This window comes from Edaphobacter sp., from assembly GCF_035532915.1.
Classification (GTDB): domain Bacteria; phylum Acidobacteriota; class Terriglobia; order Terriglobales; family Acidobacteriaceae; genus Edaphobacter.
This window is the reverse complement of record NZ_DATKQC010000339.1, coordinates 1-14204: the sequence shown is the minus strand read 5'-3', so window position 1 is coordinate 14204 and position 14204 is coordinate 1. Positions and strand designations below refer to the sequence as shown.

Sequence of the window (14204 nt, the reverse complement as noted above, 5' to 3'; positions counted from 1 at the left end):
ACCAGCTTCCAGCTATTGGAGTCCGTTTCCGAGTGGATGCCCTGCATGGCGGGCATACCTGTAAGCTGCACACCATTTTGGATGATGTAGTGGATCTCACCGTCGCTCATCTGTTGTGTGAGGTCAGAGTGCAGATCAGGTACGCGCGGGTATTCGTTTGCGCCGACTACAGTATTGCCGTAACCATCTACGCCGTGACAGTTAGCGCATCGCGCCATGAACTGCTCTCGCCCCTGTTCGAGTGCCACGTCGTCATTGGTGAAAGGATTGGTTCGCTTGCGTTCGGCACCGGGAATGGCAAAGTTGCGTATCGAACGCGCTGCGCCTGCTTCGATTGCGGGTGGAGTCGATGAGGCACGAAACCCGTGCCATTTGATCCATAGTGCGCCGACCACTCCAAGAGCGACCACGGCGAGAATGACAATTCCAACGATTCGACGTGCCTTCATATCACAACCCGCCTTTCTGCTATCGCTTGCCTCTGCTCAGGGACAGGCACAACCCTTCCAGCAGTTCCATCCCTCTTTTGAGAAGCTCTTCATCCGAGAGTCCCTGCCGCTGCCCGCATTCGTAGTTGGATCGAACCGAACTTTTGCAGCTTTCTCCATATCCCCACGCGCTCGCTGGCTTTATGCGAGGGAAGTGTAAAGACCAGCAGCAGCCACGGCGAAGTGTCTGCATTTTGCTGCGTTATGCTCATAACACGGTTATGTTACGACAGAAACTTTAATGCGAGCTTAAGCTTCCGTATCGGAGAATGAAGGAATTGTCATCAGAGGGATTTGGCTTCTGTGCAACAGAGCTGTTATTCCTTAGGTAAGGGTATGAAACGACTGTTCCAATTCGGCGCGATCCTGATGCTGATAGGAGCGTTCTACCCTCTGCTTGAACTCTTTGATCGCTGGGATGCACCAGGGCTTGCGAATGACACCGAATTCAAGGTGTATGCGCTTTTTTTCGCACTCTCTCTTGTTGTGTTGTTATGTAAGCTGATCTCGTCAGGTGCGCTGAGGTTTGACTTCGCCTTTTGGCAGGTCTTTCTATACGACGAGAGTGCCAAACCTGTTGAAACTGGTCACACGTTCATCTTTGCCGTCCCTCCGCTGTTCGTTCTTCCATTACGCATCTGATCTCTAAAGAAATGCGCCCGAATGGATGCGCCGCCTCGGTGTGTCTTATCGATGACGCTTGCGTATCCGCGTGTTCTACGCGGGACGCCTATCTCTTTGGAGAAACTGGATGTCTGTTGTCAAAGCTGTATTCTGTTTTGTGCTGCTTGCTATTTGTGCGGCACTTCCGGTCGTGTCTCTTGCTCAGACGAGCAATGCGGGGATTGTGGCTGGAATTATCGTCGGTCCTGATGGCAGCCCAGTAGCGGGTGCTACGGTAGCTCTATCCGCATTTGACGCCCCAGCCCGTACCACCACCAGTGCAGACGATGGAAGTTTTCTTCTGCGCGACCTGCCGAGTGGTGGCTACACCATAAAAACCAGGGCTGCATTATTTGCTCCGGATGAAGAGACCGTCTCGGTCGCGGTCGGTCGCACAACCCATCTGTCGATTCGTCTCTCCGTTTCAAGCACGCAACAGAACGTCAACGTGACGGCAGCCCCTGTGACATTCGATACCTCGCAGACCTCTTCAGTGGTGAACATCGACCGTGACCGCGTGGAAGAGCTTCCCATTCCAAGCCGCAATTATCTGACCTTTGTTCTACTCTCCCCGCAGGTTGCCGCCGCCAACCCTGCGCTGCAACAGCAGGGCGCGACGCCAGGCGGCGGCAGCTTTAGCTTCGGCGGCCTGCGGCCAGGGAGCAACGCGATTTATCTGGATGGAGTCAATGATAACGATGAGTACACAGGCGGCAGCCGGACACAGCTCTCGCCCGAGGCTATCAGCGATTTCCAGATCGTCAATCATGGATTTGCCGCACAGTCAGGCGGCGGTGCCGGCGGCTCTATTGACGTTCAGACGCGCACCGGCGTGAACCGCATCCATGGCGATGCCTTTACCTTTGTCCAAAATGGCGCTCTGAACGGCACTCCGCCGCTTGGCCTTTATCCATATAAACCAGACGAGTGTCGAGTGCGCGCCGGTGTCGCGCTCGGCGGACCGATTCAACGTGACAAAACCTTCTACTATGTTGCGGCGGAACAGGAGATGGCACGAGGCGAGGACATCAATGACCTGGATCCATCTACATTAGCCAGAATTAACAACTCGATACAACGGTATGCGCCACTCGCCGGACTCACTTTGCAAGCCGGCTTCTTCCCCACGACGGACCAGGAAACGGAATTGTCTGGCCGCATCGACCGCACACTGACCGCACACGAGAGCATCATGCTGCGGTACGCCTTCACGAATAGTCGGAATGTAAATGATGCCTTCCATACTGACGAACTGGCCGACCGGACGGCGCGCGGTTCCTCGTTCCTCGCGGACAACAGCATCAACGGAACGCTTACATCCACAATGAGCGGAAGCCTGATGAACAAGTTCAGCTTCGAGCTGGCGCAGAGGCGGGCGGTCGAGCGCACAGGACAAGCCACTGGACCGGGAATTCTCATTGCAGGTATGGCTTTGTTCGGCACTCCGTACTCCGGAAACGAGCGGCGTTTTGAGACGCATACTGAATTCGCCGATACGGTCGCGCTGCAACTCCATCAGCACTTCCTCCAATTCGGCTGGCGAGCCGATCACGTTGCACTGCGAACGCGGGTATCGGACGGCTCACAAGGGTTGTTTATCTTCGGCGGTCTCGCCGCTCTACAGAACGGTACTCCTGATTTCTTCACGCAGTCGTTTGGCAACTTTGATACCAATCTGGGCGAGATCCGTTTTGCCGGGTTTATTCAAGATCATTGGACAGCCACGCCTTCAGTCACACTCGACTATGGCCTCCGCTACGAATACAACCGGCTGCCCTCGTCATTTTCTCAGGATGCTCTCAATTTCAGTCCTCGATTCGGCATTGCCTGGACTCCGCTTAAAGACACGATCATACGCAGTGGATTCGGCATCTTCTATGACCGTCTTGAGCTTGCGACCATCAACCGAATCTCCGAGTTCGATGGAACACACGCCGCCGCGCAAATTGTGGAGGATATCGACGCAGCGAACCTTTATCGGAGTGGCAATATTCCATCTGCTCCGCTTGCTGGTGTCGCGCCGAGTATATGGACAGCACAGTCTGGGCTTCACAATCCCTACAGCGAAGTTGCCTCTCTGAGTGTTGAGAGATCGCTGCCGTGGCAGACGACGCTCACGGGCGAGTACCAATTTGTGCATGGCGTCCATCTCGGTAGAACCAGCAACATCAATCTGGCCGCGCCGCTTGTCCTCACATCGGCGAGCGCGCCTACGGTAGGAATCTCCTCGCCAACGCCTCAGCAACTTGGAACTCTGGTGTTCACCAAGGCACGTCTCGACCCAAGCTATGACGCGGTGAATCAGTTCGCCACGTCAGCAGCCTCGTCCTATAACGGGGCCACGATCACTCTGAACCGTCAGTTTCAGGATGATTTGCAGATCATGGCGGGCTACACCTATTCCAAGACCATCGATGATGCCAGCTACGATTCCGAGCAGCCGCAGAACCCTTATGCCATCGGAAACGAGCGGGCACTATCGCTCATGGACCAGCGCCATCGCTTCACATTAAGCGGGCTATGGTTGATCGGCCCTGACCTGGGCGACCCAGCCGATGCCGCCAAGAATGCGAATCCGGGCTCATTGATGAAGGCGCTTACGGGTCTGGAGTTTGCGCCGATTGTCAGCATTGCCAGCGGCTTCCGTGCAAATCCCATCACGGGCCTCGACAGCAATCGGGAGCATATCTTCCCATTTGCAAGGCGGTCCGTGGGGTATAGCCGGAATTCACTTCAAACGCGCACCAATACCAACCTCGATCTTAGGGTGTTGAAGATGATCCCCATCGCCAGCGGACATCTCGATATCGTAGCCGAGTCCTTCAATCTTCTGAACCATCGAAATGTTTCTCTGCTCAACACGGCATTTGGTTCAGAGCGGACTCCTGCAAGTGGATTCGCTCAACCGATTGCGACATCTACTGCGCGAAGGATTCAATTCTCGCTCGATTACGAGTTCTAACAACAAACCTACTTCACCTTTTACATGGAGGATTCAATATGCACTCTGCTCTCTCGCGTGCGCTTGTGTTCGCACTCGCTATCACCACTACCGCTTGTCCGACTCTTTCCCAGGAGCCAGCCCGTCAAGCTGCGACCGAATCATCTCTGCCCGACGCGCCACAGCCCAGCCAGAAAGAGATCATTCTGGGCATGCCCAAAAACATCTTTCAGGACCAAGTCGGAATTTGGACAAGCCCTGCACGGATTCGTCCCAAGGACTTCGTGTGGCTTGCACCCTTGGCGGTTGCGACTGGAGTCAGCATAGCCACGGATCATCACACCGTGAGTTCGATTATCAGCCATGATCCCGGATTCAATAATGCCAACGCGAACGCGGCGAACGGGCTGACAGGTGGACTCATCGCAATTCCGGCAGGACTCTATGGTTTGGGATTGCTCCACAACAACTCCCATGAACGAGAGACAGGCATCCTGAGTGGCGAGGCCGTAATTGATGCTTATATCGTGCAGGAGGGGCTGAAGCTGATGTCCTGGCGGGAACGGCCCATGCAGGATAATGGCAGAGGCTTGTTCTTCCAAGGATCAGCCGGAACTGACTCCTCGTTTCCCTCCAATCACAGCATCATCGCCTGGTCGTCCGCAGCAGTCATTGCTAGCGAATATCCCTCTCCCTGGGCGCAGCTCGGGGTCTATTCGATGGCTACCGGCGTCAGCCTGACGCGAGTCATGGGTCAGCAGCATTTCCCAACAGACGTATTGATCGGGAGTGCTGCGGGCTGGTTGATAGGAAGGTATGTCGTTCGGCGGCACCACCGGCAATCGAGACATGGCAGGACATATTAGGGTCTTCATTCGGCTGCCGGTTCAGAGCATAGCGAAGAACCGGCAGACAAGCGATCCTTGGTTTTGTGGATCAATCCAGCATTCACTTGCTAATTGTCTGCATTCCACATAAAACCGATCCATAATCGGATGACGGCATTCTTGGAACCACGCGACTATGCGAAATACCTGATGTTGGCGGACAGGCCGCCGGTGCATATTCTTCGCATTTTGTCATCGCATGAAATGCAAGCGATGCTCGTTGAGAAATCAGACATCACCAACAAACAGGTCAGTCTCTTCGATAGTCACTAATCAAAACTCGTCAATTCGGGCGCATACCCTGCTTGGTGTTATGTTCCCGCGTTGCGATGGTGATTTGCGCGAGGTATCCGACGCCATAGAGGAACAATAGATCCCGAGCATCAGGAAAGCTATTCGTGCCCTTATTCATCGCCAGCACGGACCAACTCGTCGGATGTACCAGTTTCGAGCAGACCCGATTGACAGAGGCATAGTCTTCTTTGAGTCCAACGATCTCAGCCAACTTGCGTACTTCCAGATGCTTGCTTGCTGTGACGTTTTCCACTGTCATCTGTCTTTGCAATTGATCGAGTGCGTCATCCAGTACCACGCCGGATGCCTTTGGGTCGTAGTGAAGTTCGAGATCGCGGAGAGCGCGAACCAACTCCGCACCGTCCACCAGCCAGTCATCCCCAAAACGTCGCGCATTGTCGCCTGAGAGAAGAACGATAACAAGTCCGACATGCCCAGGCTAAGAGCGGATTGTTGCCTTCAACAAATCCTCGCCTCAATTCCTGATAATTCGTCAAACTCGCATCGACCAGCTCTCGCACGATTTCAAAGAAATAATAATTTTCATCATCAATCGGCTTAAGAAGATTGCCGACTTCCAGCAGTTTTGCTGCAAGTTCATTTCCGTCTTCAACCCGAATCGTTGGCTTGTCAGCACTCATAGTTTGATTGTTGCAGAAGCGCAAGAACTAACAAACTTCCTTGTGGGCGGAAGCTTCCTCCCTCTCTGCGAACGCATTCGCGTTCTCCGCCCCCATCTTGTATGTCGAGGCTCGAGGCGTAACGATGAAGTTGCGCTTCGGCGGAGAGGCCGTACCCACCTGAGGCCGGGAGTGATCCTGAGCCTGTCGCAGAGAACGGCCACCGTCCCTCTCTTATTACGCCGTGGAGAATCGGAGGCATCAAGCCTGCATGTTCAAGGTCGGCGATAAGAGCGAGTCCGTGACCGCGGACAGGGACGGGCGCCGAGGCCGAATCTTAAGTCCGGAGGCCGTTCATGAGCAAACGATCCAGCCAAATCCAGGGAATGCTATATTGTGGTATCGACGTCAGCGCCAAAAGTCTCACCGTCGCGATTCAGCGCGTGGCTCAGCCAGCAGAGCAAAGGAGCTTCGCTAACAATCCGATTGGTCACAGGGCTCTTATCGGTTGGCTACGGAAGACCAAATCACCGGTTCGGGTGTCGTTGGAAGCGACCGGAATTTACTCTCTTGATCTCGCGTTTGCGCTTGATGCGGCAGAAGGGATCGAAGTCGCAGTCTTGAATCCCAAAGTCGCTAACCGATTTGCTCAAACTATTCGACGGTCAAAAACCGATGCGGCAGACGTCGAGGTGTTAGCTGAATACACTCATCGGATGCCGTTCGCGGCCTGGGTCGCCCCTAGTTCCAGTTCAATGCGACTGCGCTCGATCGTTCGCCATATCGAGGACCTCACTGTCCAGAGCACCCAGAATCAAAACCGTCTTCACGCGGCCCACGGCTCCACTTCCACCCCAGCTGCGTTGTTCAAGATTTGAAACGTTCCGTGGCATCCCTGGAGCTACGGATCCAGAAGCTTCGGGGCGAAGCAATGGCACTCGTCCGAAAGGACGAGTTGCTCCGTAAGCGATTTGAGCTCTTGGTAAGCATTCCGGGAATCGCTCAGGTAAGCGCGATGCAATTGCTCGCTGAACTGTCCACACTGCCGTCAGACCTTACCGTGCGAGAATGGGTCGCGCATAGCAGCCTGGATCCTGCCCATGAAATATCAGGAAGCTCAGTGAGGAAGGCGTCTCGCATCAGCCGTGCGGGAAATCGTCACCTGAGAAGAGCGCTTTATATGCCGGCGCTCGTTGCATCTCGGTGTGATCCCCACACAAAGGCTTTTTTCGAAAGCCTTCTGGCTCTAAAGAAGGCCTGTCTCCAGGCACTCATTGCTGTTGCGCGGAAGTTGCTCCACGCCATATATGGGATATTTCGAAGCGGCGTGAAGTATGAGGGCACAAGCTGTTTCCAGGGATCACGTTGTCCTGAGCCGGTCAGCTTCGGAAGCGTGTCTATTGGCAACTATCCACGTCTGATTTAGTTTTCGGCCACAAACCGGAACGGATGAGTGCATCGGCCTTCCCTGAGCAGGTCACTCGATGTGAACTGCGTTTAGTCATTTTTCTTTGCCCGGACGTCAGAACTTCTTCCTCTATGGCCTCTAAGCTTGAAGCGCGTCTTCGACCCGCGCTCTTATAGAGAACGGCGTAATCTTAGCTCTCCGCATGTGTTCTGTTGACCGGATGTCTCCAGCGGTCGGTGTAGAAGTAGAGCACTGGAATCGCGATGCGAGACAGGAGCGTTGACGCGACCTCGCCGGCCATCAGTGAGATCGCGAGGCCCTGGAAAATGGGATCGCTGAGGATGACGGAAGAGCCAAGCACGACCGCGGCCGCAGTGAGCAGCATAGGGCGGAAACGGACGGCTCCCGCATCGATCACCGCGTCCCGCAGCGTTAGACCCTCTCGGCGGCGAACCTCGATGAAGTCAACGAGGATGATGGAGTTCCGCACGATGATACCGGCGCCAGCGATGAATCCAATCATCGAGGTTGCAGTAAAGAACGCACCCAGCAACGCATGCCCCGGGAGGATGCCCACCAGCGTAAGCGGGATCGGAGCCATGATGACCAGCGGCGTTATGAATGAGCGGAACCAGCCCACCACGAGGATGTAGATCAGGATAAGAACAACAGCGAAGGCAAGGCCGAGATCGCGGAAGACCTCATACGTAATCTGCCATTCCCCATCCCACTTGAGTGAGTAATGTTGGGTGTCGGTGGGGAGTTGTGTGGAGTATTGCGTGATTGCCAGGCCGTCCGGCGCTTTGAGCTTGTTGATCTCCGCCTTCATCTTCAAAATCGCGTACACGGGGCTTTCGGCAGCACCGGATACGTCGCCGAGGACATAGACTACCGGCAAGAGATTCTTGTGCATAATCTGTTGATCGATCGTGCCGCTGGAGATCGTTCCAAGGCTGCCAATACTTACCGGATTGCCACCCGGGGTGGCCAATTGAATGTTACGGATCGATTCAAGGCTGGAGCGTAAAGTGCGGTCTAGCTGTATGTGTATAGGCACAGCCTCGCGCGAACGAGGATCGTGAAGGAGGGTGATATCGCGACCTTCGACTGCATCGCTAGTATTAGCTACGATCTGCTGTGTCGTCAGACCGGCTAGTGCAGCCTGGGCTGAGTCGACATGCAGATCGTACTTCTTCTCTGGAGCCTCTACGAACCAATCGGTGTCCACAACACCATCCGTATGCTCGAAGATGCGCTTCACTTCAGCGGCGAGTTGTATCTGCTTCTGGTAGTTGGGGCCGTAGATCTCGGCGACTAGCGTTTCCTGCACGGGGGGCCCTGGCGGCACTTCTGCGACGGCAATGCGCCCACCGGCTGCGTCGGCAATCTGTTTCAGTATGGGCCGCAGGCGTTTGGCGATGTCGTGGCTTTGCGCCTTGCGCTCGTCGCGCGGCTTAAGGTTGATCTGGATGTCCGCCTGGCTGGGACCGCCTCGGAGATAGTAGTGGCGAACGAGTCCATTGAAGTTAAACGGCGCCGCCGTGCCCGAGTAGATCTGGTAGTCCGTCACCTCGGGATCGGCGGCGATCCGCCGGCCCATCTGCTGTGCAACAGCAGTCGTTTGCTCCAGCGTGGAACCCTCTGGCATATTCAGGATCACCTGGAACTCGCTCTTGTTGTCGAAGGGAAGCATCTTCACCTCGACGACCTTAAGCGGGATAAGCGAGACCGCGAGCAGGAACAGGACGACAACGACGCCGAGGAACATCATCGCATTCTTCCGGTTGTCGAGCAGACTGGCCATAAGCCCGCGATAGCGAGTGGTCAGCTTACCTTCCTTTTCCTCATGGTGGCTTTCCTTCCGTCCGCGCAGAAACTTCAGCGCAGTCCACGGCGTCACGGTGAACGCGACCAGCAGGGAAAACAGCATCGCGGACGATGCCCCGATGGGAATCGGTCGCATGTACGGTCCCATGAGCCCACGCACGAAAGCCATCGGAAGGATCGCTGCGATAACGGCAAAGGTCGCGAGGATCGTAGGATTTCCCACTTCATCGACTGCGTCTATGGCGACCTCACGGAGATCGCGGCCCCGATTCTCGCCCATTCGGAAGTGACGCACCATGTTTTCGACCACCACAATGGCGTCGTCGACCAGGATGCCTATGGAGAAGATCAAGGCGAATAGCGTGATTCGATTGATGGTATAGCCATAGAAATAGAACATCGCAATCGTCAGCGAAAGCGTGACCGGGATGGCCACCAGAACTACGCCACCCTCGCGCCAGCCAAGCGCGAAGGCTATCAACAACGTCACCGAGAGCGTGGCTATAAACAAGTGCAACAGAAGCTCGTTGGCCTTGTCTTTCGCAGTCTGGCCATAGTCCCGCGTGATGTCGATCTTGATATCCGATGGCAGAAGTGTGCCACGCAGATCCTTAAGCCTTCCTTTGATCTCATCGGAGATTGTGGTGGCGTTCGTCCCTGCTCGCTTTGAGATCGCGATCGTCACAGCGGGCGTTTCCTGTGTATTGCTATGTCCTAGTCCGATTCCCGACATGACATAGCTGGTTACGTCCGAGCCCCCATCTTCCACGCGCGCCACGTCCCGGAGGTATATCGGCGCGCCGTTATGTACGCCGATCGCGGTGTTCGCAAGGTCCTGGACAGAGCCCAAAAAACTGCCGACCTGCAGCATTGCGCTCTCGCCTCCGGCTGTGAAGCATGTCGGTGTGATCTGCGTGTTGTCCGCTTGAAGGCGAGTCGCCAGGCCCTCCGGTGTGAGGCCGTACGAAGCTAGCTTCGCCGAGTTGAACCAGATATTGATCTTTCGCGGCTGGCCTCCGATAACGGATGTCTGGGCCACATCACCGACCCGCTTGATCTGCTGGTCGAGTTCGTTGGCGATCTTGCGCAACTGGACGACGCTGTAATCCGCACCCGTCAGGGTTAGGGTCATCATTGGCACATCGTTGATCGAGCGAACCTTCAGCAGCGGTTGCGACACGCCAGGCGGTAATGCCTCGCGCGCGCCGTCCATCTGCTTATACGTCTGGACGATCGCATCGTCCTCTTTCTCGCCGACGCGAAAGCGAACGGTAACAAGGCTAAGACCCGGCTGGCTTGTCGAGTAGATGTACTCGACGCCCGAGTTGTTCCGCAGGATGCGTTCGAGAGGGGTGCTGACACGCTCTTCCACCTCCTTCGCCGACGCTCCCGGCATGGCTGTGAAGATGTCGATCATCGGAACCACAATCTGCGGCTCCTCTTCACGTGGAATCTCGGTGAGGCTCAGGCCCCCCAGGGCGATGGCCGAGATGATCAGCAGGAGAGTGAGCTTCGACTCGATGAAGGCTGCGGCAATGCGCCCGGCAAGATTGCGTTTCTTCATCATCGAACCTCAATCGTGCGGCCAGCGAGTGACAAGTCTCCTTGGCGGGCGACGCGCTCACCCGCGTGTAGGCCACTGAGCACCTCTATCTCCCCATCGCTCGCGCTTCCGAGCGTGACATAGCGCACCTCGGCATGCGCATCGGGTGTCACGACAAGTACAGCGTCCAGGCCTCCCTGATGGATGATCGACTGCGATGGCACGAAGAGACCGGCGGATCTCCTTGCCGATGGCAGCATTACCTGGACCACGGACCCGACACTCCAGATGGACGCCGGTGGCAGCTCTGCCTTCACGAGGAACGAATGTGAGCCAGCGTCGCCCGCCGGTGAGATATTCGCGACCTTCGCCTGTGTGGACGATTCACCCTCCATGGCGACCGGAACCATCGATCCAACGCGTAGCGTTGCCAGAAAGACATCGGGAACCGAGAACTCGACCTCCCGCTGGTCCGTCGATTGCAGGTGCAGGATGGGTACTCCGGGAGACGCCATAGCACCGGGATCAACCATGCGATGTGTCACTACGCCGTCGAACGGAGCATACAGAACCGCATTCGAAGCATTGCTCCGCTGTGCGGTAACTGCTGCTTGTGCCGCCGCTACCTGCGCCGCTGCGCTCTGCCGCTGGGCCTGTGCGGAGGCGCTCTGCGTCTTGATCTGATCGAGTTCGTACGGCGTCACAGAATGCCGCTCTCGAAGTTGCGCGTACCTCCCAAGAGTGTCCGATGCCAGTTTTTCTTGTGTTGTGGAGGCATGCTCCTGCTGCCGAGCGCTCGCGAGCATTGCTTGCGCTTGTATCACGTCGGCATCGAGGGCGGGAGCATGGAGCCGCACCAGCACATCGCCTCGACGAAAGTGATCACCTTCGCGCTTCGTTACGACTGAAATAGGCGCAACAATTTGCGCTGAGAGATCCGCTTCCAGGCGAGGCTTGACCACGCCCGCGATGCTCACGGTCGCGCTGCCGGTCTGCGAAGATACCGCGACCGTTTGCACCGCAACGGCTGGCTCGGATGACGCGGAGGGCGTCGGCTGGTGGCAACCAGAAAAAACGACGAGCCCCGGGAGGACTGCAAGAACTAGGTACTTCTTCATGGCTGACCTGCTTTCGATACCAAAGGGGAACCACTGGCCAACGCCAGTTCGGTCCTTGCGATACAGATCTGATAGAAAATGCGCGCGCGGGTAAACTCAGCGCTGGAGAGATCACTTTCTCCACTCAGCACATCACTGATGGAATCGAGGCCGGCAGCGTAACGATCACGCGCCGTCTGCAAGACCTCCTGCTGCACGGAGATGGCAGCATCTGCCGTGTCAAAGCGGCGATGAAGGTCGCCAATCTGCTGCTGCAGAGAATCGACGGTCGCGCGCGCTGCCAGGGCGGTCTCGCGCTCCCGCGCAGCGAGCAGGTGCTCCTGGGCTTCGGCCTCGTCTTCCTGAGCTCTGCGCGCCCCACCGTCAAAGATGTGCAGCTCGACCTTTGCTCCGAGGGTCCAGTTTCCGCTGCCATTCGTGACAAAGTGCTCGGCATCGTTTTCGACATGGCCGTAGGTGGAAACCTGTGGCCACGCCGTGGCGCGGATAGAAGCGAGAGTCTGCTTTGCCGCCTGCTGCTGCAACCGGAGCGCCTGTAGATCGAAGCGGGCGTCAGGAGAGTGGATTGCAGTGACTGGTTCTGGAGTCGCTATAGTAGCGTGGACGTCTGGAGGGACAAGCGGACGGTCGGCCTGAGGCGTACCGATAGCGTCGAACAGGTCTTGCTTGGCGAGCACGACGTTGCTCTGTGCGGAGGCCAGATCGTCTTCGGTATTCCGCAGCGCAAGGCGCGTGCGCAAGCCGTCGGACTCGAGCGAGAGTCCTGAGTGCACGCGATCCTGTATGTCGGCTGCGATCTCTCGAGTACGCTTGAGCGCGCTGTCTGCGACTCTGACCTCCTCCTGCGCTAACAAGACACGATAGTAGAGCCTGGTAATCTCTGACGCGATCTGCTCCTGGCTATAGCGAGCGTTCAACTTGGCCGCCTCCAGCGACGTGTGGGCACTATCCACTTGCCGCCGGGTAGCGCCCCCGTTGAATGCCGTCCACGTCGCGGTCGCGGATGCGCTAAAGTTCGAGAGCGCAGCCGGGTCATTCAAAGCACCGAGGTCAAAGTCGGATGAGCTGAATCTTGCCTGACGCAGCTTGCTTCCAAATGCGAATACCGGGTCATTGGAGTAGGTCACATCCTCCGACGCAGAGAGCGTCGGCAAGCGACGAGCTTTCGCCTGCTGCAATTGTGCCCGGGCCTGCTCCTGCTGTGCTTCGGCGGCGGCGGCTTGGGGGTGGTGGACACGTGCCAGGGAGATGGCCTCATCAATCGATAGCGGGTCCGCCGTCTGAGCTCGTCCCGCTTGGGCGGTCCCAAAGGCCAGGCCCACTGCGATCAGGAGTTCGGGCAGAAGTTTTCGGCAAACCGACATAAATAGCTCCTCATTTACATATTGACTATATCACCATGTAGTAATATAGTGGATGAGAATGGAGGTCGCGATATTGATCGATTTCAAATCGTGCAGTTGGTTACAAGCGGGTCGTCCGGCTTGGACGTCGATCTTCGCGCTCCAGAACTGCGAGATCTTCTTTCGTCTTGGCGGTGGCACTTTTGCACACCAAGTCGCAGAGCGGAAAGATCAGCGGATCCGCAATCGAGTAGATTCTACTCGTTCCCAGCTTCCGACGAGCCACCAAACCGCCTTCCCGCAGGAGGTTCAGGTGCTTCGAGACGTTTGGCTGATTGGCATCAAGGTCTTCCACCAACTCCGCAACGGTCTTCTCGGATCGGGACAGGGACTGAAGAATCCGCAGGCGAAATGGTTCGGCAAGATAATGAAAGCGACGTGCGACCAATTCAAGTGTTCTGCCGGACAGAGTAATCTCGCTCATGACTGCAGAATATCACTTTATGCGCATGTACTACAATTTATCACAACTCACCACGATTGGATGCTGGCACATATCGCCAGTGAAAGGACACCACAATGACAGTTGAAATCGCAGTACGCATGCTTGCCGGAGCCATGATCCTCCTATCTTTGGCGTTGGCACATTGGGCATCGCCTTATTGGCTCTTACTGACCGCCTTTGTTGGCCTCAACCTGTTGCAATCTGCGTTCACCAATTGGTGCCCGGCGATGACGATCTTTCGTTGGCTGGGCCTGCGCGACTCCATCTCGAAGTGATCGACGTAACAGAAGTCGTCCATTGACATCTGTTGCGTCAGGTTGGAATCGAAGTCTTAAGGGAGGCTGGACATCTTGAGTCCAACCTCGTGATCTCTTAGCAATGACCATTTGGTACTAAAGCTGGATTAATGACGTTGCCCTACTCGTACTAGGTGTTTAGTCCCGGCATTTGATGGTGCATACTTTTCTGAGCGTGAGAAGGAGGCACTATGGGACAGGTTCTACACCGGAGCGCCACAACGACAGAGGCGATCCGTCGAGCGATACAACATAGTCAAGAGAGCATGAG

Annotated in this window: 13 protein-coding genes; 7 read left to right on the top strand and 6 right to left on the bottom strand. The window is 56.2% G+C overall.

Annotated elements, in window-relative coordinates; translation table 11 throughout:
- Positions 1-449 (bottom strand): c-type cytochrome (locus tag VMU57_RS16225; RefSeq protein ID WP_325385277.1); only part of this gene is annotated, 449 nt, incomplete at its 3' end.
- 375 nt (positions 450-824) lie between these two features.
- Between VMU57_RS16225 and VMU57_RS16220 the strand changes: the two genes are divergently transcribed.
- The 3 genes from VMU57_RS16220 to VMU57_RS16210 all read left to right on the top strand — a co-directional run bounded on the left by VMU57_RS16220 (position 825) and on the right by VMU57_RS16210 (position 4958).
- On the top strand, positions 825-1130 hold the full coding sequence (locus VMU57_RS16220) for a hypothetical protein (RefSeq protein ID WP_325385275.1): 306 nt from the start codon (positions 825-827) through the stop codon (positions 1128-1130).
- A gap of 109 nt (positions 1131-1239) precedes the next feature.
- Entirely contained in the window at positions 1240-4113 is a 2874-nt protein-coding gene (locus tag VMU57_RS16215; RefSeq protein ID WP_325385273.1) for a TonB-dependent receptor, read from the top strand.
- Positions 4114-4151: 38 nt separating this feature from the next.
- Positions 4152-4958: a phosphatase PAP2 family protein gene (locus VMU57_RS16210; RefSeq protein WP_325385271.1), complete on the top strand. Its 807-nt coding sequence runs from the start codon at positions 4152-4154 to the stop codon at positions 4956-4958.
- Between the two features lie 304 nt (positions 4959-5262).
- On the opposite strand, the gene VMU57_RS16205 is transcribed toward VMU57_RS16210, so the two are convergent.
- Both VMU57_RS16205 and VMU57_RS16200 read right to left on the bottom strand, forming a co-directional pair.
- Entirely contained in the window at positions 5263-5640 is a 378-nt protein-coding gene (locus tag VMU57_RS16205; protein ID WP_325385269.1) for a hypothetical protein, read from the bottom strand.
- Between the two features lie 7 nt (positions 5641-5647).
- Positions 5648-5914: a hypothetical protein gene (locus VMU57_RS16200; protein ID WP_325385267.1), complete on the bottom strand. Its 267-nt coding sequence runs from the start codon at positions 5912-5914 to the stop codon at positions 5648-5650.
- Between the two features lie 335 nt (positions 5915-6249).
- Here VMU57_RS16200 and VMU57_RS16195 point away from each other — a divergent pair, with 335 nt between their 5' ends.
- Both VMU57_RS16195 and VMU57_RS23110 read left to right on the top strand, forming a co-directional pair.
- Complete coding sequence (locus VMU57_RS16195; protein ID WP_325385265.1) at positions 6250-6771, top strand: IS110 family transposase; 522 nt, start codon at positions 6250-6252, stop codon at positions 6769-6771.
- A gap of 53 nt (positions 6772-6824) precedes the next feature.
- Positions 6825-7319, top strand: a complete 495-nt coding sequence (locus tag VMU57_RS23110) for a transposase (protein ID WP_414648664.1) — start codon at positions 6825-6827, stop codon at positions 7317-7319.
- Positions 7320-7491: 172 nt separating this feature from the next.
- On the opposite strand, the gene VMU57_RS16190 is transcribed toward VMU57_RS23110, so the two are convergent.
- The 3 genes from VMU57_RS16190 to VMU57_RS16180 are packed head-to-tail and all read right to left on the bottom strand — an operon-like array spanning position 7492 to position 13153.
- Positions 7492-10695, bottom strand: a complete 3204-nt coding sequence (locus VMU57_RS16190; protein ID WP_325385263.1) for an efflux RND transporter permease subunit — start codon at positions 10693-10695, stop codon at positions 7492-7494.
- Positions 10692-11789 (bottom strand): efflux RND transporter periplasmic adaptor subunit, encoded by a 1098-nt coding sequence (locus tag VMU57_RS16185; RefSeq protein WP_325385261.1) that lies wholly within the window; start codon positions 11787-11789, stop codon positions 10692-10694. The genes VMU57_RS16190 and VMU57_RS16185 overlap by 4 nt, the downstream gene beginning before the upstream one ends.
- Positions 11786-13153, bottom strand: a complete 1368-nt coding sequence (locus VMU57_RS16180) for a TolC family protein (RefSeq protein ID WP_325385259.1) — start codon at positions 13151-13153, stop codon at positions 11786-11788. Before VMU57_RS16180 ends, VMU57_RS16185 begins: the two co-directional genes overlap by 4 nt.
- Before the next feature lie 73 nt (positions 13154-13226).
- Between VMU57_RS16180 and VMU57_RS23250 the strand changes: the two genes are divergently transcribed.
- Complete coding sequence (locus VMU57_RS23250; protein WP_422653412.1) at positions 13227-13715, top strand: hypothetical protein; 489 nt, start codon at positions 13227-13229, stop codon at positions 13713-13715.
- Positions 13712-13912 carry a DUF2892 domain-containing protein gene (locus VMU57_RS16170; RefSeq protein ID WP_325385255.1) on the top strand — a complete coding sequence of 67 codons (201 nt, stop codon included), beginning with the start codon at positions 13712-13714 and terminating at the stop codon, positions 13910-13912. Before VMU57_RS23250 ends, VMU57_RS16170 begins: the two co-directional genes overlap by 4 nt.
- Positions 13913-14204: the final 292 nt, after the last annotated feature.

Coding starts and splice junctions, on each gene's coding strand:
- VMU57_RS23110 (WP_414648664.1), top strand. CDS start 6,825: ATGGCACTCGTCCGAAAGGACGAGTTGCTCCGTAAGCGATTTGAGCTC.
- VMU57_RS16185 (WP_325385261.1), bottom strand. CDS start 11,789: ATGAAGAAGTACCTAGTTCTTGCAGTCCTCCCGGGGCTCGTCGTTTTT.
- VMU57_RS16180 (WP_325385259.1), bottom strand. CDS start 13,153: ATGTCGGTTTGCCGAAAACTTCTGCCCGAACTCCTGATCGCAGTGGGC.
- VMU57_RS16210 (WP_325385271.1), top strand. CDS start 4,152: ATGCACTCTGCTCTCTCGCGTGCGCTTGTGTTCGCACTCGCTATCACC.
- VMU57_RS16170 (WP_325385255.1), top strand. CDS start 13,712: ATGACAGTTGAAATCGCAGTACGCATGCTTGCCGGAGCCATGATCCTC.
- VMU57_RS16190 (WP_325385263.1), bottom strand. CDS start 10,695: ATGATGAAGAAACGCAATCTTGCCGGGCGCATTGCCGCAGCCTTCATC.
- VMU57_RS16220 (WP_325385275.1), top strand. CDS start 825: ATGAAACGACTGTTCCAATTCGGCGCGATCCTGATGCTGATAGGAGCG.
- VMU57_RS16195 (WP_325385265.1), top strand. CDS start 6,250: ATGAGCAAACGATCCAGCCAAATCCAGGGAATGCTATATTGTGGTATC.
- VMU57_RS16200 (WP_325385267.1), bottom strand. CDS start 5,914: ATGAGTGCTGACAAGCCAACGATTCGGGTTGAAGACGGAAATGAACTT.
- VMU57_RS16215 (WP_325385273.1), top strand. CDS start 1,240: ATGTCTGTTGTCAAAGCTGTATTCTGTTTTGTGCTGCTTGCTATTTGT.